Here is a 20,262-nt window from a genome sequence, read left to right as displayed (position 1 = left end):
GCTCAGGCCTCGGTCAGTTCGCCGCAGTCGGCGATGATGACTTTCTTGCTGGTGCGGCCGGATTGCGAACCCAGCGCTTCGATGGCCTTGACCACCTCCATGCCTTCAACGACTTTGCCGAACACGACGTGTTTGCCGTCCAGCCATTCGGTGACGATGGTGGTGATGAAGAACTGGCTGCCGTTGGTGTTCGGGCCAGCGTTGGCCATCGACAGGTCACCCGGGGCGGTGTGCTTGAGGGTGAAGTTTTCGTCTTCGAACTTGTTGCCGTAGATCGACTTGCCGCCAGTGCCGTTGTGGTTGGTGAAATCACCGCCCTGCAGCATGAAGTTCTGGATCACGCGGTGGAACGACGAACCCTTGTAGCTCAGGCCATCGCCTTTCTCGCCGGTGCACAGGGCGCGGAAGTTTTCAGCGGTTTTCGGAACGACGTCGTTGTGCAGTTCCATGACGATGCGACCCATTGGCTCGTCGTTGGCAGTGATGTCGAAAAATACTTTGGAATTTGCCACGTGGTTTACCTTCTTTCGAGTTTGGCGCGACTGCTGCCGCGCAAGGGATACAGGGTTGCACAGAAACGCTATCAGGCGTGTCCGTGCGTCGTGAAAAAACGGTTTAGCCGCTGCTGACCTCGACGGTGCTCAGGCCGTTGCCCTGACGCCGGACCTGAATCTGCACGGGGATTCGCTCGTGCATTTCCTGTACGTGGGAGATCACCCCGACCTTGCGGCCCTGGGCCTGCAGTCCGTCAAGGGCGTCCATGGCCAGTTGCAGGGATTCGGGGTCGAGGCTGCCGAAGCCTTCGTCGATGAACAGCGATTCAATCTTCAGCGTGCTGGACGCCATGGACGCCAGGCCCAGCGCCAGGGCCAGGGAGACCAGGAACGTTTCACCGCCCGAGAGCGAGTGAACCGAGCGCAGTTCGTCGCCCATTTCGGTGTCCATGACCAGCAGGCCGAGCATGCTGCCGCCGCGTTTCAGGCGATAGCGACGCACGAGTTGCTTGAGCTGCGCGTTGGCGTGGTGCACCAGCAGATCAAGGTTGTAGGCCTGGGCGATCTTGCGGAACGTGTCGCCGGTGGCCGAGCCGATCAGCGCGTTGAGGCGGCCCCAGCGCTGGTATTCGGACTGCGCGTGAGCGATGCGCTCTTGCAGCTCGCTGCTGGCGTCGCGACGGCGGTTGTCTTCACTGACCTGGGCACGCAAGTCGGCGCACAGCTGATCCTGAACCACCGATTGCGCCTGCGCTTCGGTCAACGCCGCAAGTAACTGCTCAGCGTCGCCACCGTCACTGTGCTGGGCCTGATGCTGCTGCAACTGCGCCGCGCGCTCTGCCACCAGAACCCTGGTTTGCTCCATGGCTTTTTCGCTGGACTGCAATTGCTGACGCAACCCGCTGACGCTGTCGTCGCTCAGCCCCAGCAAGGCTTCAAGGGCGGCATCGTCAAGCTCGCTGTGGCTGCTGCGCCACTCGGCGATCTGCCGTTCGAGCTCTGCCACCTCCTGTTCGAGGGTTTGCAAGCGCTGTTGTTCGCCCTCCAGCTCCGCAGTCACCTTGATCAGTTCGCTGCGCGCCACTTGAAGTTCGTGGGCGATGGCGGCATGAGCCTCACGGGCCTGCTCAACCCCCTGTTCAAGGGCGTGCTGCCAGCGCTCGGGCGATGCATGGTCGCCGAGGGTCCGCGCCAATTGTTGTTGCACAGTCTGTTGCTGCTGCTGACGGGTAGCGAGTTGCGCCTGCAACTTCTGATGTTCTGTCTCGCGACTCTGCTGCGCAACCTGCTCGCGCTCCAGTTTTTGCGCCCGCTCGCTGTGCTCCTGTTGTTCGGTCTTTTGCTGATCGACCTGCTCGACGCGGGCGGCAATGTCGTTGTCCAGCTGCATGAAGCTCTGGGTCGCCGACTCGCGCCACTGGCTCAGGCTTTCGGCGGGGAGCAGGGGCTCGAACTCCTGCAGCACCGCTTCGAACTCCTGGTTGTCCAGAGCGATGTGGCGTTGCTGATCGTCCAGCAGCTTCATCGCCTGCTGACTGGCCTCGCGGGCATCGAGCACCTGCTGCTGCAGGGATTCGGCATCCCGTTGCACTTTCAGCAGACGGCTCTGGCGCTGCTCGGCGCTGAGGATGTCCTGGGCCAGTTGATGCAGGCGTTCGCTCAGCCAGTCCCCGCGCAGGTGCTCGGGTTGCTCCATCAGGCGCGGATGCAGCGGGTGAGCTTCCAGTTCAGGCGCGAGGGTTTGCAACTGTTCGGCCAGTTGGTCTTGCTGCGGCTTGGACTGCTTAAGCTGATTGTTCAGCTCAGCAACTTCGGCGCGCAGCTCGGCGAGCTTTTCGCTGAGCTGCCCGACGGTCTGCCGGGCGCGCGCTTCCTCGCCGTCGTCGTGGCCCGACAGCGCTTCAAGCAGTGCCTCGGACTGGTGATACGGATGGTCTTCGCTGCCGCACACCGGGCACGGTTGCTGATCGACCAATTGCTCGCGCAGTTGCTCGACACTGGCGCTGCGGGTCAGGCGCTGGCGTTGCAGCAGTTCAACGGTGACCTTCAGCGCCTGCTCGGCGGCTTCATGTTCGGCCTTGAGTTTCAGGCCCTGGGCGATGCCTTGGGCACGACGTTCGGTGGCCTGCTGCTGGCGGGTTTGCACGTCGAGCAGGCGGCCGGCGACGTCCTGATGGCGCTGCCACAGACGTTCAAGTGAGTCGCTGGCGCTGTGCTGCTGGCGGTTGTCTTGCAGCAGTTGCCCCAGCCGCTCGATGTCGTGGCTGACCGCATCGGCCTTGACCTCGGCGTCGTCGTAAAGCGCCTGCAGGGCGCTGCGGCGTTCGCTCAGGGTCTGCTCGGCGAGGGTGGCGTTTTTCTCCAGCTGCGGCAGCTCGCCACGGCCCTGAATCAGGCGCGCGCTGAGTTGCACGGTTTGCTGCAGACGCGGCCTGTAGGCGCTCCACGACTGACTCAAGGTGGTCAGCGACGCGCTCTGCTCCAGTTGCTCGGCGATCGATTGCAAACGCACTTCGACCTGGCGTTGCTGCTCGCCCAGGTGCTCGAGCATCGACTGGCCCTCAATGCTGGCTTGCTGCGCGGCGCGCGCCTGCTCGCCGAGCGGTTGCAGCTCCTGATTCAGATGATTGAGCTGGGCCTGCTGTTCGAACGCTTCACTCAGGGCCGGCCGCGCGTTGAGCAGTTGTTCCTGCGCCTGCTGCAACGCCCCTTCGGCGCTGATGCGTGTGCTGTCCAGCTCGGCGATGCGCCCATCGAGCCCGGTTTGCTTGAGCTGATGGGCCTGAATCGCGGCGGTGAGCGGCGCGAGCTGAGCCTGCAGCCGGGCGCGCTGACCGAACAGATGCCGCTGCGGCGCCAGACGCTCCAGCAGCGCGAGCTGCTGACGATCGGCGCTGTGTGCGTCCCACGTCTGCTGGGCGCTGGCGAGCTGTTCGTTGGCGGCCTGGTGGCTGTCGCGCAGGCGATTCAATTCCTTGAACCATTGCTGCTTGAGCTCCAACTGGCGCAGTTGCGCCTGTTCCAGCTTCAGTTGCTGCTGAGCGTCGTTGAAGCGCTGCTCAAGCTCGGCGCGCTGCGCAGGCTCCATCGGCGTCAACGTGCCGGCCTGGGCCTGGAGGGTTTTCAGTGCTTCCTCGGCTTCCTTGCTTTTGCTGTAGGCGCGACGGCCCAGCTGGCTGTAGATCGCCGTGTCGGTGAGCTTTTCCAGCAGTTCGCTGCGGTCTTTGTCGTCGGCCTTGAGGAAGGCGCTGAATTCGCTTTGCGCCAGCATCACCGCCCGGGTGAACTGCTCGAAGTTCAGCCCCAGGCGCGCTTCCAGCAGGGTCTTGTACTCGGTCTTGTTCTGCGTGCTGAGAATCTGCCCGCTGTCCAGGTCGATCAGCGTCTGGCGGCTGGCCTGGAGTTTTTTCGTGGCGTTGTCACGGGCGCGGTTGGCTTCCCAGCGCGCGCGATAACGGCGCTTGTCGATGCCGACGAAATCCACCTCGGCGTAACCGCTGCCGGTGCCGCGACGCAGCAGGTTGCGCGGGTCGTTGGTGCTGATGTCGCCGTCGATCTCCGGCACGCGGGACTGGCCGATGTTGTTGAGCCGGGGAATCGCGCCGAACAGCGCCAGGCAGAGGGCGTCCAGCAGCGTGCTTTTGCCCGCGCCGGTGGGGCCGGTGATGGCGAACAGGCCGGCGCTGGCGAGGGGCTCGGCGGTGAAATCCAGCTCGAACGGGCCGGCCAGCGAGGCGAGGTTTTTCAGGCGAATGGCGAGGATTTTCATGGCTGCTCGCTCTCCAGCTGCACGTCCTGAAGCAGGGTCGCGAAGTCCTGCAGCGTCTGCTCATCCACTTCGCTGCCGTAGCTGTCCTGCCATGCACGGCTGAACAGTTCCTGCGGGCTCAACTGGTCCAGTTCGATCAGGTCTTGATTGGCGTCTTCATCACGACTGCCCTTGCCGGCGTATTCGGCGGCGATGCGCACCAGTCGCACGGCCTTGCCCTCCAGCGCGGCTTCGATCTGGTTGCGCAGGTCCGGCTGAGGTTCGTCCAGACGCACACGGACTTCGAGCCACGGCTGACGGTCGACGTCAGCCAGCAAATCGATGTCCGGAAGATCCCGCAGTTGCAGCAACAGCTCGGCCAGTGGCGCCGGGCCGACCCGTTGCAGGTTGACGGCACGGGGGATCAGCAGTGGTTTGACGCTGACCAGCTTGTCGCCGTCGCACTCGATTTCGAGGATCTGATGCTGGTAGCCGATTTCCGAAAACGACAGCGGTATGGGAGAGCCGCAGTAGCGAATGCGGTCCTCGCCGTTGATCCGCTGGGGTTTGTGCAGATGCCCGAGCGCCACGTAGGTGATGCTTTCGCCGAAGAGGCTGGCGGGCAGGGCTTCGGCGTTGCCGATGATCAGGCTGCGTTCGGAATCTTCCGACACCGAGCCGCCGGCCATGTGCGCGTGGCTGATGGCGATCAGGGCCTGGCCTTTCTTGCGCCGCTGATTCGCCGCGGCGATAAGCATGTCGTGGACCTGCCCGATGCCGCGCAGGTAGTTGTCGCCCAACGCCGCGCCGGTGACTTCGGCCGGCCGCAGAAAAGGCAACGCCAGGCACCAGCCGAGGACTTTGCCCTTGGCGTTGCTCAGTGGAAGCAGCAGTCGGTCAACGTCCAGCACGCCATCGTCAAGCCACAGCACCCGACCCAGCGCGTGGGTGCGCAGGCGTCGCATCAGCGGCGCGGGCAACTCGATGCGCGAGCCGGAGTCGTGGTTGCCGGCGATCATCACGATGGTCAGGTGCGGGTTCTGTTCGTGGGCGCTGACGATGAAGTCGTACAGCCGCTCCTGGGATTTGACCGGCGGATTGACCGTGTCAAAGATGTCGCCGGCGATCAGCAGGACATCCGGTTTGCGCTCGGCGAGACGGGCCAGCAGCCAGGTCAGGAAGCCGGCGTGTTCGAAATCTCGCTCCTGACCATGGAGGTTCTGGCCGAGGTGCCAGTCGGAGGTGTGGAACAGACGCATGGGGGTACCTTGGTTTAACAATCAGCGCATTTTATCTGTGACCGGAGAATGCGCTGATCGATGGAAATCATTTCGGATAAAGCGGCGGCAAGCTGTCGCCCCCGCTCGGGTCCTGGGGGTTTTCGATGGCGGGCAGCGCTTTGACGGCGCGCCAGAGGTCTTCGCCCAGCCACAATTTTTCGGTCTCGCTGTACAACGCGCCGTTCAGGCCGTCCAGCGCATGGGACAGCGGCACGAAGCGCGCAGCCATATCGGCCAGGGTTTCCGGCTGCTGTCGGGCCCAGGCGTCCAGCGCCTGGCGGGTGGCGTGGGGATCGTTGGCCAGGGAGGCGCGTTTCAGGTCGTCAAGCACTGTACGCGGACTCGGCCCCGTTTGCGCGACCCGGGCCAGCGCCGGTTGCCAACGACCGCGCCACCACAGGCCGAAGCCCAGCAACGTGGTGAAGCTCAACAGCACTGTGCTCAACTGCCACGGCCACACCGGCGGGCCGATCACCGTCACATTGCTGTTGTCGCTCACGGGCGTGTCCACGGCAAACGCCGGATTGAGGCTGACCTGCAAGGTGCGGGCGGGCAGGGCGCTGTGTTCAAGGTGATCTTCCTGGGTGTTCCACCAGACCAGATCGATAGCGGGAATCTCGATGGCGCCGGGACGGTTGGGGACGAGCGCTTCCCGCTCCTCGCGCACGCCGGTCAAACCGCGCTCACCGGGCTTGTTGCTCAGTTGCGGCTGATCGGGGTAACGCCGCAATGCGCTGACGTCGGTGGCAGGCAGCGGCGGCAACTGCGCGCTGGACAAGCCTTCGGCTTTCAGTTGCAAGGTGCGCGTGAGGGAATCGCCGACCTGGCTGTGGGCCGGCTCCGGGCTCCAGTTCTCACTGAGGCTGACACTGCGCGCCGGCAGCCATGGCGTGTCGGCGGGGTAGTGCGCCGGTTGCGGCTTGACGTCGAGGGTCAGGGGCAGCGATGTCACGTGCATCAATCGGCCCGGCTTCGGCCCGCTGGCGATTGCGCCCGGTGCCATGGCGGCGGCCGCACTGGCGTCGGTGGTGTCCTGAACCAGCGTGGCGCTGAACGCCTGGGCCGGGATGGTCAGCTTACCGCTGTGCTGGGGGTACAGCGCGTAGCGCATTTCGATCACGCCGTGGCGAATGCCGTTGATCTGCTTCTCGTACGTGCGGGTGTCGCCGAGCTTTTCGATGCGCGCGTCCGGCACTTGCAGCGGCGTCAGGCTGCTGTCGTCGAACAGCGACACCGAGTGGTAGATGCGCACGGTGAGCAAGACCTGCGCCTGAACATACACGCTGTCCTGATCGAGGCTCGCCTCCATGAACACCGGGGCGAGCTTCTGCTCCTGACCCTGGGTGACGGGGCCGACATCGACCACCTGCAGCACGATGGGCTTGCTGATCATTTCGCCCAGCTTCAGCGACGGGATCTCAATCGAGCCGCTGTGGCGCGGCATCAGCGTGATCAGCCAGCGAGTCGTCGCGTGAACGTTGCCTTCCAGTGTGGTCAGGCTGTTGAGCTGGCGGGTGTCGCGCACTTCGAAGTCGGTGTCCAGCGCGGTCATGTCCGGCCTGCCGAAGACGGTCGCGTCGTCGGTTTCAAGGGTCAGTTCAACGGTTTCGCCGGTGTTGACGCGCGTGCGGTCGACGCTGGATTGCAGCGTGGAGCCCGCACTGTCGGCCTGGGCCAGCTGCGCCACTAGAGCGAACAGGCACCACATTCCTGCAATCAGCAACCTGTGCAGACGACTCATCGGGTCTTTTCCTGATGCTGCTGTTGTTCGTACCAGAATTTGCGCCGCAACAGCTCACCGGGTTCGTCGGGGATCTGCCGCAGCCATTGTTCGAGCGCCTGTTTCTGCTCGCCATCGATTTGCCCGTCGCCCGGCTTACCCGAGGCACGCGCCGGCTCATCGCTGTCGGATCCTGCGCCGGAAGCCTGCTCGTCGGCGGCGCTTTGCTGATCGCTGGCCGAGCGGTCGGCATTGGCCTCCTGCGGCGCCGACTGCGCGCTCGACGACGACTGTCCGGCATTGCCTTCGCGGGCCTTGTCGGCATTCTCGTCAGTCTTCGCCTTCTCGTCGGCTTTCCCCTGATCCGATGCCTTGGTCTGCTCCAGCACCTGTTCCACCAACGCCTTGTTGGCCAACGCCGCCGGGAAGTCCGGTTGACGCTCCAGCGCCTGTTCATAGGCGTCGATGGCGGCTTCCAGCTCACCGCTTCGGGCCAGCGCATTGCCGCGATTGTAATGGTCGGCGGCGCTGCTGCCCTGGGCAAAGCGCTGGACGGCGCCGGCGTAGTCACCGGCCTGGTATAGCGCGACACCTTGCCACTGCGGGTCTTCGAAATGCCGCGCGGCTTCTGCCGGGTGATGCCGCTTGAGCAGGTGCTCGCCCTGTTGATCGGGGCGGCGCCACAGGTCGTCGAAACCAGAGGCATAGCTGGGTTGCGGCACGGCCATCAGCAGCAACGGCAGGCACAACAACCAACCGCGTCGCCCGGCGCAACCGGCCAGCAGCAGAAGCGGCAACAGCAACCAGTAGCCCTGGTCGGCCCAGCGGTCGAGGCGCACTTTCTGGCCCTGGCTGATCAGACTCTTCGGACCGTCGAGCAGGCCGAGGTCGTTGAGGTCCTGGTTGTCCAGGCGCAGCGACGTGTAGCGACCGCCCATGCCGTCGGCGAAATCCTTGAGCACCGGCCCGTCCAGACGCGGCACAAGGATGCCGCCCTGGGCGTCCTTCAGAAAACCGCCTTTCTCCTGGGTGACCGGGGCGCCTTCAGCGGTGCCGACGCCGAGCATCAATAAAGGAGGGGCGTCGCGGCCGGTCATCGCGGTGCGAATGCCCTGACGCTCGGCGTCGCTGAGGGACGAACCGATCCACAGCAGCCGCCCTTGACCGAGGTCGCCCTGTTCCAGCAAGTCGAGAGCCTTGCGCACGGCGAGGTCTGCGCGCTGGCCGGCTTCGGGCATGATCGACGGCTTGATCGCATCCAGCAGGTTTTTGCTGGTCGCCAGGTCGTCCGACAGCGGCACCAGCGTGTGGGCGCTGCCGGCATACACGATGATCGCGGTCTGTGAATCGCTGCGCGCCTGTAACAGGTCGAGCACTTTGCGTCGCGCCTGTTCCAGGCGGGTGGGCGGGCTGTCGGCGGCGAGCATTTCCGGCGTCAGTTCGAGCATCACCACCAGTGGATCAACCGGCCGCTGACTGTTCTGCTCGACACGCTGCCAGCTCGGGCCGAGCAGTGCCAGGACCGCCAGCAACCAGCCGAGACCCAGTACCACCCACGGCCATTTGCTGTCCCGGCCACCGCCGCCACTGAGCAACGCTGAATGAAACGCGCTGGGCAAAATCATCTGCCAGCGCCCGACGCGCTTCTGCCGATTCCATAACCGCCACAACAGCCAGCCGAGCGCGGGCAACAGGAGCAGCCAGCCAGGGCGGGACCAATGGGGCCATAGACCGGAGAGAAAGTCGATCATGGGCGCCTCGTCAGGCGCTTCAAGCGTTCACGCCACAGCGTGGCCTGTACAAGCGTCGGGCGGCGCGAAAAAAGGCGGTAAACCGGGTTGTTCGGCCAGCGCTCCTGGACCACCAGCAGAAGGCTCAGCAACAGGGCCATCGCCAACGGCACGTGATAAAGCGCCCGGGCCGGACGTGCCTGGGTCGGTTGCTGTGCCACCGGCTCAAGCCGGTCCAGCGCCTTGCCGATGCCGGCGAGTTCGGCACCGTTGCGCGCGCGGAAATACTGCCCACCGCTGACTGCGGCGATTTCCCGCAGCGCAGGCTCGTCCAGATCCAGGCTGGGGTTGAGGCCAAGAATGCTGGTGGCGCCTTTATCGGGATCGGCACCGATGCCGATGGGGTAGATTTTCACGCCTTCGCTGGCGGCCAGACGCGCGGCCGTTCTCGGGTCGATCTGGCCCGCGTTGTTGGCGCCGTCGGTGACCAGAATCAGCACGCGGCTCTGGGCCGGGCGTTGGCGCAGACGCTTCAACGCCAGGCCGATCGCGTCGCCGATAGCGGTGTTCTTGCCGGCAATGCCGATCCGCGCTTCGTCCAGCCAGACCCGCACGGTCTTGCGGTCAAAGGTCAGCGGCGCCTGCAGATATGCCTGGCTGCCGAACAGAATCAGTCCGATGCGATCACCCTGACGGTGCTCAAGAAAGTCCCCCAGCAGTGTTTTTACCAGGGTCAGGCGGCTGACCTCGTCGTTTTTCCAGACCATGTCCGGGTAATCCATCGATCCCGACACGTCCACTGCGACCAGCAGATCGCGGCCGCTGGCGGCAACCGGTAACGGCTCGCCCAGCCATTGTGGACGGGCGGCAGCGACCAGCAACAGGAGCCAGACGGTCACGAACGGCAATTGTCGCCGCCAGCCCGGCAAATGGGTTCGCGCACGGCGCCCGGCCAGACCTTCCAGCTCCTGGAGAAAGCTGACGTTCAGCGCCGCTTCGCCGCTGTCTGCGGCGGGCAGCACAAGGCGCATCAGCCAGGGCAGCGGGAGGAGGGCGAAAAGCCACGGCCAGGCGAACTCAAACATGCTTGCGAATCCAGGTCTCGACCGACTGGGTCAGGCCGTTGATGGCCTTGTCGTCGAGTTTGCATTCGGGCTTGTAGGCGCCCTCGACGAGGATCATCCAGCGCGTGAGGCCGGCGGCCGGGCAGCGGTTGTCGAGGAACGCCAGCCATTTGCGGCCATTGAGGGTGTGGCTCTGGCTGTAGGGGTAGTGATTGCGGCACAGGCGCTTGAGCAGGCCGTTGATCTGTTGCAGCCAGGCTCCGGCCGGTGCGCCGTCGTAGGGTTTGGGCATCTGCGCGAGTTCGACCAGTGCGGCCTGGCGCAAGGGGTCCAATGGCTCGACGGTGTCAGCGCTGGCCTTTTTTGGCAGCAGCGTGCGCGCTCGCCACAGGCCGTAGCCGAGCGCGGGCAGCAGGATCAGCAACAGCCACCAGCCCGGCGCGGGCGGCCAGAACCCGACCGGCTCCGGCAGGATCAGCGGTTGCAGCTGGTCCAGCGCACTCATGGCTGTTTCACCGGACGCTGGCCGTTGAGGTACTCGCGCAATTGCTCGACCATTTCACGCTGAGTGCTCAGCGGCATCAACAGCACGCGCAGTTTCTGCGCCAGCAGTTCCCAGCGCGCCTGACGCGCCTCGCCCTGGGCACGGTAGCTCTGGCGCAGGTCGGCGTTCAGGGTGTCGAGCTCCAGATGCGCGCCGCGGTCAGCGAAGCGCAATAAACCGGCGGCGGGCAACGCATGGTCCAGCGGATCGGACAGCGGCAGCAGCAACAGGTCGCAATGCCGTGACAGCAAGGCCAGTTGCTGTTCGGCCGAATCGGACAGCGCGCGCTCGTCGCACAGGATGATCGCCAGACTGCCCGGACGCATCACCTCCCGCGCACGACGCAGCGCCACGCCGAAGGTGTCACGGTCGGCAGCCGCCTCGGTATGCAGCGACTGATTGACTCGCACCAGCCGGTTCAGCAGTTGCAGCAGGCTTTGCTTGCTGCGTCGCGGCTTGATTTCGTAATGCTCGTTGTCACCGAACACCAGCCCGCCGACCCGGTCGTTGTGGCCCAGTGCGGCCCATCCCACCAGCGCGGCAGCCTGGGCGGCGAGGACTGACTTGAACATCAGCCCGGACCCGAAAAACAGGCGGCGGCTTTGCTCGACCATGATGAAAATCGGCCGCTCGCGTTCTTCGTGAAACAGCTTGGTGTGGGGTTCTTGCGTGCGGGCGGTGACGCGCCAGTCGATGGTCCTGACGTCGTCGCCGGCCTGATAGACCCTGACCTGATCGAAGTCCACCCCGCGCCCCCGCAGCTTGGAATGGTGCAGACCAATTAGCGGGCTGCGCTGGCTGGGGGTGGAGAACAGCTGCACTTCCCGCACGCGATGACGCATTTCAATCAGCTCGGCGAGGCTGATGCGAATGCCCGGTTGGGAAATCAGATAGGGTTGCATGGGGTCAGGCGACGGCCACGACGTCGAGAATGCGCTGGATCACGCGGTCTTGATCGATACCCGCCGCTTCTGCTTCGAACGACAGAATGATGCGGTGACGCAGCACGTCGAAGACCATGGCCTGGATGTCTTCCGGGCTGACGAAATCCCGCCCGGCCAGCCAGGCGTGGGCCCGGGCGCAGCGGTCCAGGGAAATCGAACCGCGGGGGCTTGCGCCATAACCGATCCACTCGGCCAGCTCGGCATCGAACTTGGCGGGCGTGCGGGTCGCCATTACCAGCTGCACCAGGTATTCCTCAACGGCATCGGCCATGTACAGGCCGAGGATTTCCTTGCGCGCGGCAAAAATCGCCTGCTGGCTGACCCGGCGCTCGGGCTTGGTCTCGCCGTTGAGCGCTTCGCCCCGGGCCTGCTGGAGGATCTTGCGTTCGACGGTGGCGTCCGGGAAGCCGATCTTGACGTGCATCAGAAACCGATCGAGCTGCGCTTCGGGCAGCGGGTAGGTGCCTTCCTGCTCGATGGGGTTTTGCGTCGCCATCACCAGAAACAGCGGCGACAGGTCGTAGGTACTGCGCCCGACACTGACTTGACGCTCGGCCATGGCTTCCAGCAGCGCCGATTGCACCTTGGCCGGCGCGCGGTTGATTTCGTCGGCCAGCACCAGGTTGTGGAAGATGGGGCCTTGCTGGAACACGAAACTGCCGGTTTCCGGACGATAGATCTCGGTGCCGGTGATGTCGGCCGGGAGCAGGTCGGGGGTGAACTGAATGCGATGGAATTGCGCTTCGATGCCTTCAGCCAGCTCTTTGATCGCCTTGGTCTTCGCCAGTCCCGGCGCGCCTTCGACCAGCATGTGACCGTCGGCCAGCAGCGCGATCAGCAAGCGCTCAACCAGTTTCTCCTGCCCGAGAATCTGGGTGGAGAGAAAGGTCCGCAGCGCGATCAACGCTTCACGATGTTCCATCGATGACAGTTCCTGGCAGGAGAGGCAGCAGCGCCAAGTGGCGCCGAAGCTGGGGGCGTTACTTTAATCCATCGCAGGGGCGCCGACTAATCGGCCGGCGGGTTTTTTCGGCTTTTCAGCAAAGGACGGGGCAAAAACAAGAACTGTCTTACATTTGCGTCAATTGGGGCCCGATGCCGGGGAGGTCTCAGTTGATCTGGCTGACGTACGTCCCGACACCGCTGAGGATGATCCGCAGCGTGGCGTCCAGCTCGGTCAGCTCATTGGCAGGTGTGCTGTGGGTAATGTCGTACGTGGCGTCGCCGCCCAAGGGTTTGGCGTCGGCGGCGTTGATTTCGACCAACAGCCGAGTGGCGCTCAGGGTGACGGTGATGTTGTCTTCGACATGGATAGTGTCGTCACGAAACGTGATATCGACCTCATCCTCATCGGGGAAACGCGCGAGCAGAAACAGATCACCGGTGCTGCTGCCATAGCAACAGGCCAGCGCCATATCATCTTCCTCCTCGTCGCATGGGTTATAGATGAAGCTGTCGGTGGTCATTTGCATGGCGGTGATTCCTGTGGCTGGGGGGCAGGGCAGGGATGGATTTTGCCAGTCTTGTGGGAGATTTGCTGGATATTGCGGTTGGCAGTTGAATGACCGATCCGCCGGGGACAGATTAATTTACGGTGAAGCGCTGTAAATAAATCAGTCCCCTTAGCACTAAGTGGGATTGGCGATGACTGTAGGACCGGCTTCAGCCGGGAAGCTTTTGCTTTTGATCTTCGTACACAAAATGTCCAGGCACCGCCAAACGCGACTTTGGTGCAGGCTGAGCGCAGGTCTCGCGCAGTGGGCCGAGCCGCATGGATGCGGCGAGAGCGCCGTCAGGACATGGATGTCCGTTCGGCGCGGGCCCACGGAGCGGGACCGGAGTGAAGGAACCCTGACGAAGGAAGGGCCAAGCCAGGAGCAGGCACCCTTGGTTACTTGGGGTGCTTTTCCAAGTAACTCGCCGAAGGCGAAACCAAGGCCGTTAGGCCGACGCTCTTGATCTTCTTCTAGCCGCACCGCGTACCCCGGGGACAGATTGATTTACGATGAAGCACTGTAAATAAATCAGTCCCCTCAAGCCGCTCCCTCAAGCCGCTGTCTGCAACCCGATGTCCGAATATGTCGCAGCATCGCAAGCAGATTCAGGGCGCCACTCGTTAAGCTGCACCCGAGCCGAACAAATGTGACGGCACACACACCAAAAGCGTTAGTAATTCACGCAGTGCCAATCGCATTGCCCTCTGTCACGTTATGCTGACTATCATCGACCAGACGCAAACGAGGCAAACACAAAGCTCCACCCGACACACGCATCTCTCCTATATAAAAGCTCAAGCCAATCGGAGTACCACAGATGGCGTTCTTCACCGCAGCCAGCAAGTCCGACTTCCAGCACCAACTGCGAGCGGCACTGGCTCAGCACATCAGCGAACAGGCACTGCCACAAGTGGCGCTGTTCGCCGAACAATTCTTCGGCATCATCTCCCTCGACGAACTCACCCAGCGCAGACTCTCTGACCTGGCCGGTTGCACCCTCTCGGCCTGGCGCCTGCTCGAACGCTTCGAGCACGGCACGCCGCAGGTACGGGTCTACAACCCCGATTACGAACGTCACGGCTGGCAGTCCACCCACACCGCCGTCGAAGTGCTGCACCACGACCTGCCGTTCCTGGTCGACTCGGTGCGCACCGAACTGAACCGCCGCGGCTACAGCATCCACACGCTGCAGACCACCGTGCTCAGCGTGCGTCGCGACGAGAAAGGCCAACTGCTCGAACTGCTGCCAAAAGGCACCAGCGGCGACGGCGTGCTGCAAGAATCGTTGATGTACCTGGAGATCGACCGTTGCGCCAATGCCGCGGAGCTGAACGTGCTCGCCCGCGAACTGGAGCAGGTGCTGGGTGAAGTCCGCGTCGCGGTGGAAGACTTCGAGCCGATGAAAGCCAAGCTCCACGAGCTGCTGGCCGGCATCGACGCCACGGAGTACACCATTGACCCGGAGGAGAAATCCGAGGTCAAGGTGTTCCTCGAATGGCTGGTCAACAACCACTTCACGTTCCTCGGCTATGAAGAATTCACCGTCAGCAGCGAAGGCGAGGGCGGTCAGCTCCAGTACGACCCGTCGTCCTTCCTTGGCCTGACCAAACTGCTGCGCGCAGGGCTCACCGCCGAAGACCTGCACATCGAAGGCTATGCAGTGAACTACCTGCAGGAGCCGACCCTGCTGTCGTTCGCCAAGGCTGCGCACCCGAGCCGCGTGCATCGCCCGGCGTACCCGGACTACGTGTCCATCCGCCAGATCGACGCCGACGGCAAGGTCATCAAGGAATCGCGCTTCATGGGCCTGTACACCTCCTCGGTGTATGGCGAAAGCGTGCGTGCCATTCCGTACATCCGCCGCAAGGTCGCTGAAGTCGAGCGCCGCTCCGGGTTCGACGCCAAGGCGCACCTGGGCAAGGAACTGGCGCAAGTGGTTGAAGTGCTGCCCCGCGACGACCTGTTCCAGACCCCGGTGGACGAGCTGTTCACCACCGTCATGTCGATCGTGCAGATCCAGGAGCGCAACAAGATTCGCGTGTTCCTGCGCAAGGACCCGTACGGCCGTTTCTGCTACTGCCTGGCCTACGTGCCGCGCGACGTCTATTCCACCGAAGTCCGTCAGAAGATTCAGCAAGTGCTGATGGATCGCCTGAAAGCCACCGACTGCGAGTTCTGGACCTTCTTCTCCGAGTCGGTGCTGGCGCGCGTGCAGCTGATCCTGCGTGTGGACCCGAAAGTCACCCTCGACATCGATCCGCAGCAGTTGGAAAACGAAGTCATCCAGGCCTGCCGTTCGTGGAAAGACGACTACGCCAGTCTGGTCATCGAAAGCTTCGGCGAAGCTCAGGGCACCAACGTGCTGGCCGACTTCCCGAAAGGTTTCCCGGCCGGCTACCGCGAGCGTTTCGCCGCGCACTCCGCCGTGGTCGACATGCAACACGTGCTGAGCCTGTCCGAAGCCAATCCGCTGGTCATGAGCTTTTACCAGCCGCTGTCCGGCGACAAGGCGCAGCTGCACTGCAAGCTGTACCACGCTGACACGCCGCTGGCGCTGTCAGACGTGCTGCCGATCCTGGAAAACCTCGGCCTGCGCGTACTCGGTGAATTCCCGTACCGCCTGCGCCACACCAACGGCCGCGAGTTCTGGATTCACGATTTTGCGTTCACTTACGGCGAAGGCCTGAACCTGGACCTGCAGCAGCTCAACGACACGCTGCAGGACGCCTTCGTCCACATCGTGCGTGGTGAAGCCGAGAACGATGCCTTCAACCGTCTGGTGCTGACCGCCGGTTTGCCGTGGCGCGACGTGGCGTTGCTGCGTGCCTACGCGCGTTACCTGAAGCAGATCCGTCTGGGCTTCGACCTGGGTTACATCGCCAGCACGCTGAACAACCACGCCGACATCGCTCGCGAGCTGACGCGTCTGTTCAAGACCCGCTTCTATCTGGCGCGCAAGCTGAGCGGCGGTGACCTCGACGACATGCAGCAGCGTCTGGAGCAGGCGATTCTGACTGCGCTGGACGGCGTGCAAGTGCTCAACGAAGACCGCATCCTGCGTCGCTACCTTGACCTGATCAAGGCGACCATGCGCACCAACTTCTACCAGACCGACGCCAACGGCCAGAGCAAGAGCTACTTCAGCTTCAAGTTCAACCCGCGCCTGATCCCCGAGCTGCCGAAGCCGGTGCCGAAGTTTGAAATCTTCGTCTACTCGCCGCGCGTCGAAGGCGTTCACCTGCGCTTCGGCAACGTGGCCCGTGGCGGCCTGCGCTGGTCCGACCGTGAAGAAGACTTCCGCACCGAAGTGCTGGGTCTGGTCAAAGCCCAGCAAGTGAAGAACTCGGTCATCGTGCCGGTCGGCGCCAAGGGCGGTTTCCTGCCCCGTCGTCTGCCGACCACCGGCACCCGCGACGAGATTCAGGCCGAAGCGATCGCGTGCTACCGCCTCTTCATCTCCGGTCTGCTGGACATCACCGACAACCTGAAAGAAGGCGCACTGGTGCCGCCGGCCAACGTCGTGCGCCATGACGACGATGACCCGTACCTGGTCGTCGCCGCCGACAAAGGCACCGCGACCTTCTCCGACATCGCCAACGGCATCGCCATCGACTACGGTTTCTGGCTCGGCGACGCCTTCGCGTCAGGCGGTTCGGCAGGTTACGACCACAAGAAAATGGGCATCACCGCCAAGGGCGCGTGGGTTGGCGTACAGCGCCACTTCCGCGAGCGCGGCATCAACGTGCAGCAGGACAGCATCAGCGTGATCGGCGTCGGCGACATGGCCGGTGACGTGTTCGGTAACGGCCTGTTGATGTCCGACAAGCTGCAACTGGTGGCGGCCTTCAACCACCTGCATATCTTCATCGACCCGAATCCGGACCCGGCCAGCAGCTTTGCCGAGCGTCAGCGTCTGTTCGACCTGCCGCGTTCGGCGTGGACCGATTACGACACCAGCCTGATGTCCGCAGGCGGCGGTATCTTCCCGCGCAGTGCGAAAAGCATCGCGATCACCCCGCAGATGAAAGCGCGCTTCGACATCACCGCTGACAAACTGACCCCGACCGAGCTGATGCACGCGCTGCTCATGGCGCCGGTGGATCTGTTGTGGAACGGCGGCATCGGCACCTACGTCAAAGCCAGCACCGAGACCCACGCAGACGTCGGCGACAAGGCCAACGACGCACTGCGCGTCAACGGCAATCAGCTGCGCTGCAAGGTAGTGGGCGAGGGCGGCAACTTGGGCATGACCCAGCTGGGCCGCGTCGAATTCGGCCTGATGGGCGGCGCGACCAACACCGACTTCATCGACAACGCCGGTGGTGTGGACTGCTCCGACCACGAAGTGAACATCAAGATCCTGCTGAACGAAGTGGTCCAGGCCGGCGACATGACCGAGAAGCAGCGCAACCTGCTGCTCGAAAGCATGACCGACGAAGTGGGCAACCTCGTCCTCGGCAACAACTACAAGCAGACCCAGGCCCTGTCTCTGGCGGAGCGCCGTGCCTACGAGCGCATCGCCGAGTACAAGCGCCTGATGAGCGACCTGGAAGTGCGGGGCAAGCTGGACCGTGCCATCGAGTTCCTGCCGGCGGAAGATCAACTGGCCGAGCGCATCGCCGAGAAGAAAGGCCTGACCCGGGCCGAGCTGTCGGTGCTGATCTCCTACAGCAAGATCGACCTCAAGGAAGCGCTGCTGGAATCCCGCGTTCCGGACGACGACTATCTGGCGCGTGACATGGAAACGGCGTTCCCGCCGTCACTGGGCGCTAAGTTCTCCGAGTCGATGCGTCGCCACCGTCTGAAGCGCGAAATCGTCAGCACGCAGATCGCCAACGATCTGGTCAACCACATGGGCATCACCTTTGTGCAGCGGCTCAAAGAGTCGACCGGCATGACCGCCGCCAACGTGGCCGGTGCTTACGTGATCGTGCGTGACATTTTCCACCTCCCGCACTGGTTCCGTCAGATCGAGGCGCTGGACTACAAGGTCCCGGCGGAGATTCAGCTGGCGTTGATGGATGAGTTGATGCGTCTGGGTCGTCGCGCGACGCGCTGGTTCTTGCGCAGCCGTCGCAATGAGCTGGACGCAGGGCGTGATGTGGCGCACTTCGGTCCGCACATCGCGGCGCTGGGTCTGAAGCTGGACGAGTTGCTGGAAGGGCCGACCCGTGAGGTCTGGCAGACGCGTTATCAGGAGTACGTCGCGGCCGGCGTGCCGGAGCTGCTGGCGCGGATGGTGGCGGGTACCAGTCACCTGTACACGCTGTTGCCGATCATCGAGGCGTCTGATGTGACTGGTCAGAATGCAGCGGACGTGGCGAAGGTGTATTTCGCGGTGGGCAGTTCGCTGGATGTGACGTGGTATTTGCAGCAGATCAGTGCGTTGCCGGTGGAGAACAATTGGCAGGCGCTGGCCCGTGAGGCGTTCCGTGATGATATCGATTGGCAGCAGCGGGCGATTACGGTGTCGGTGTTGCAGATGGCGAATGGTCCTGCGGATGTCGAGGAGCGTTTGAGTCTGTGGCTGGAGCAGCATTTGCCGATGGTCGAGCGCTGGCGCGCGATGTTGGTGGAGTTGCGTGCGGCGAGTGGTAATGATTATGCGATGTATGCGGTCGCTAACCGTGAGTTGCTGGATCTGGCAATGAGTGGGCAGACGGCGGTGGTGTGATGGTTTAGTCGTCTGTAATCGGAAGCCCCGCGTTGTGAGACGCGGGGCTTTTTAGTTTTTGCGTTTGGGAGATCAAGGTCAAGGGCGCCTGCCTGGGGGCAGACTGTTTCGCCTTCGGCGAGTTACTTGGAAAAGCACCCCAAGTAACCAAGGGTGCTTGCTCCTGGTTTGGCCCTTCGTTCCTCAGGGTTCCTTCACTCCGGTCTCGCTACGTGGGACCGCCGCCATCCGCCATCCATGGCGGGGGGCGGCTCTCGCGGCATCCATGCCGCTCGGCCCACTGCGCGAAACCTGCGTTCAGCCTGCACCCAAGTCGCGATTGGCGGTGTCTGGACTGTTTGTGTTCAAAGATCAAAAGCAAGGCAGATCAACAGCTTCCCGGCTGAAGCCGGTCCCACAGGGTGTACGCGGTGTGCTTTTAGTGGGACCGGCTTTAGCCGGGAAGCGGCCAGTGGGGATGCTGGCAGTTTTGCTGATCGGACACCCTGCCTGTGGGGGCGAGCTTGCTCGCGAATGCTGTTGATCATTCCCACGCTCCGCGTGGGTATGCATCCCCAGACGCTCTGCGTCGCTCTTCCACAGGCTGATCGGTTATTTAAAGCGCGCCATGCTGATAGCGTCGACGAGGACGCCGTCGCGTATGGCGTAGTCCCGCAGGCGGCCTTCGGTTTCGAAGCCGAATTTGCGGTACAGCGCCAAAGCGGCTTCGTTGTCGGCAAACACAGTGAGTTCCACCCGGTGCAGGTTCATCCAGTTGTCCGCGACTTCCAGCACAGCGGCCATGAGCCTCGACCCCACCCCTTTGCCCTGCCAGGCCGCCGCGATGCCCATGCCGATCGCGCCGACATGACGCTGGCGAATGCGCGCGTATTGCTCCAGACCAATGTTGCCGATCACCTGACCCTGATGCAGAGCGACCAGCTTCACAGACCGGTCATCCGCCCCCGCCAGCCGTTTGCGCCAGACATCGGCCGACTGATACGGCATCTGAAGCACCTGACGGCACACCTCAGGGTCGTTATACAACGCAGTGACACCCTCGATATGGGCCTCGGTAAAACGATGGATCACCACCTGATCAACAGCAACATTCACTGGATTCATCCTTTGAAAACAGAAAGAGGGGACAGTCTAAGCGGCTGATTGCGGCCGTGGCTACGGCTAGAAGCATGGATATCGCACGTTGTGACGCGCAGCGTCACGGGATGCATGCCCACGCGGAGCGTGGGAACGATCAACGTGCCAGGCCGTGAAATTGCCCTCGCCCACACCGGCCCCTTCCCGGCTAAAGCCGGTCCCACTAAAGCAACGCGTGCAGTCAGTGAGGCCGTCTTCCCGGCTATAGCCGGTCCTGCTGACAGCAGCGCGTACGCCCGTAGGACCGGCTTCAGCCGGGAAGCTTTTGATCTGCTTTTGATCTTCATACGCAAAAAGCCCAGTCACCGCAAAACGCGACTTGGGTGCAGGCCGAACGTAGACGATGCGTAGTGGGTCGAGCCGCATGGATGCGGCGAGAGCGCCGTCAGGACATGGATGTCCGTTCGGCGCGGGCCCACGGAGCGTCGTCG

At 63.4% G+C, this 20,262-nt stretch carries 11 protein-coding genes and 1 pseudogene; 1 reads left to right on the top strand and 11 read right to left on the bottom strand.

The genetic code is table 11. The features are described from left to right. Positions 1–2: 2 nt before the first annotated feature. The 10 genes and pseudogenes from BBI10_RS01035 to BBI10_RS00990 all read right to left on the bottom strand — a co-directional run bounded on the left by BBI10_RS01035 (position 3) and on the right by BBI10_RS00990 (position 12,996). The gene (locus BBI10_RS01035) at positions 3–512 is read right to left on the bottom strand and encodes a peptidylprolyl isomerase (RefSeq protein WP_065986167.1); all 510 of its coding nucleotides are present in this window, start codon (positions 510–512) and stop codon (positions 3–5) included. A gap of 103 nt (positions 513–615) precedes the next feature. Beyond that, positions 616–4,263: an AAA family ATPase gene (locus tag BBI10_RS01030; protein WP_065986166.1), complete on the bottom strand. Its 3,648-nt coding sequence runs from the start codon at positions 4,261–4,263 to the stop codon at positions 616–618. Continuing rightward, the gene (locus tag BBI10_RS01025) at positions 4,260–5,501 is read right to left on the bottom strand and encodes an exonuclease SbcCD subunit D C-terminal domain-containing protein (protein WP_065986165.1); all 1,242 of its coding nucleotides are present in this window, start codon (positions 5,499–5,501) and stop codon (positions 4,260–4,262) included. Before BBI10_RS01025 ends, BBI10_RS01030 begins: the two co-directional genes overlap by 4 nt. 67 nt (positions 5,502–5,568) lie before the next feature. Next, positions 5,569–7,263 (bottom strand): BatD family protein, encoded by a 1,695-nt coding sequence (locus BBI10_RS01020; protein WP_065986164.1) that lies wholly within the window; start codon positions 7,261–7,263, stop codon positions 5,569–5,571. A 361-nt stretch (positions 7,264–7,624) separates the two neighbouring features. Continuing rightward, positions 7,625–8,993 (bottom strand): annotated as a pseudogene (locus BBI10_RS01015) (VWA domain-containing protein); the annotation flags it as partial. Beyond that, entirely contained in the window at positions 8,990–10,057 is a 1,068-nt protein-coding gene (locus tag BBI10_RS01010; protein ID WP_065986162.1) for a vWA domain-containing protein, read from the bottom strand. The gene BBI10_RS01010 and the pseudogene BBI10_RS01015, both read right to left, overlap by 4 nt. Next, on the bottom strand, positions 10,050–10,541 hold the full coding sequence (locus BBI10_RS01005; RefSeq protein ID WP_065986161.1) for a DUF4381 domain-containing protein: 492 nt from the start codon (positions 10,539–10,541) through the stop codon (positions 10,050–10,052). Before BBI10_RS01005 ends, BBI10_RS01010 begins: the two co-directional genes overlap by 8 nt. Further along, entirely contained in the window at positions 10,538–11,482 is a 945-nt protein-coding gene (locus tag BBI10_RS01000) for a DUF58 domain-containing protein (protein ID WP_065986160.1), read from the bottom strand. Before BBI10_RS01000 ends, BBI10_RS01005 begins: the two co-directional genes overlap by 4 nt. 4 nt (positions 11,483–11,486) lie before the next feature. After that, positions 11,487–12,446 carry an AAA family ATPase gene (locus tag BBI10_RS00995; RefSeq protein ID WP_037013687.1) on the bottom strand — a complete coding sequence of 320 codons (960 nt, stop codon included), beginning with the start codon at positions 12,444–12,446 and terminating at the stop codon, positions 11,487–11,489. Positions 12,447–12,633: 187 nt separating this feature from the next. Then, positions 12,634–12,996, bottom strand: a complete 363-nt coding sequence (locus BBI10_RS00990) for a hypothetical protein (RefSeq protein ID WP_065986159.1) — start codon at positions 12,994–12,996, stop codon at positions 12,634–12,636. Positions 12,997–13,837: 841 nt separating this feature from the next. On the opposite strand from BBI10_RS00990, the gene BBI10_RS00985 reads away from it, so the two are divergent. Then, a complete protein-coding gene (locus BBI10_RS00985; protein WP_065986158.1) occupies positions 13,838–18,694 on the top strand; it encodes an NAD-glutamate dehydrogenase in 4,857 nt (1,618 codons plus the stop codon). A 591-nt stretch (positions 18,695–19,285) separates the two neighbouring features. On the opposite strand, the gene BBI10_RS00980 is transcribed toward BBI10_RS00985, so the two are convergent. After that, positions 19,286–19,789, bottom strand: coding sequence for a GNAT family N-acetyltransferase (locus BBI10_RS00980; protein WP_296312797.1), 504 nt, complete (start codon positions 19,787–19,789; stop codon positions 19,286–19,288). Positions 19,790–20,262: the final 473 nt, after the last annotated feature.

It is taken from the genome of Pseudomonas graminis (assembly GCF_001705435.1).
In the GTDB taxonomy this organism is placed as follows: domain Bacteria; phylum Pseudomonadota; class Gammaproteobacteria; order Pseudomonadales; family Pseudomonadaceae; genus Aquipseudomonas; species Aquipseudomonas graminis_B.
This window is presented reverse-complemented; position numbering and strand designations above follow the sequence as displayed.

Bases quoted from the DNA above. Each gene is read 5' to 3' on its own strand.
- BBI10_RS00985 (WP_065986158.1), top strand. From the start codon at position 13,838: ATGGCGTTCTTCACCGCAGCCAGCAAGTCCGACTTCCAGCACCAACTG.
- BBI10_RS01010 (WP_065986162.1), bottom strand. From the start codon at position 10,057: ATGTTTGAGTTCGCCTGGCCGTGGCTTTTCGCCCTCCTCCCGCTGCCC.
- BBI10_RS01000 (WP_065986160.1), bottom strand. From the start codon at position 11,482: ATGCAACCCTATCTGATTTCCCAACCGGGCATTCGCATCAGCCTCGCC.
- BBI10_RS01020 (WP_065986164.1), bottom strand. From the start codon at position 7,263: ATGAGTCGTCTGCACAGGTTGCTGATTGCAGGAATGTGGTGCCTGTTC.
- BBI10_RS00990 (WP_065986159.1), bottom strand. From the start codon at position 12,996: ATGCAAATGACCACCGACAGCTTCATCTATAACCCATGCGACGAGGAG.
- BBI10_RS01005 (WP_065986161.1), bottom strand. From the start codon at position 10,541: ATGAGTGCGCTGGACCAGCTGCAACCGCTGATCCTGCCGGAGCCGGTC.
- BBI10_RS01030 (WP_065986166.1), bottom strand. From the start codon at position 4,263: ATGAAAATCCTCGCCATTCGCCTGAAAAACCTCGCCTCGCTGGCCGGC.
- BBI10_RS01025 (WP_065986165.1), bottom strand. From the start codon at position 5,501: ATGCGTCTGTTCCACACCTCCGACTGGCACCTCGGCCAGAACCTCCAT.
- BBI10_RS00995 (WP_037013687.1), bottom strand. From the start codon at position 12,446: ATGGAACATCGTGAAGCGTTGATCGCGCTGCGGACCTTTCTCTCCACC.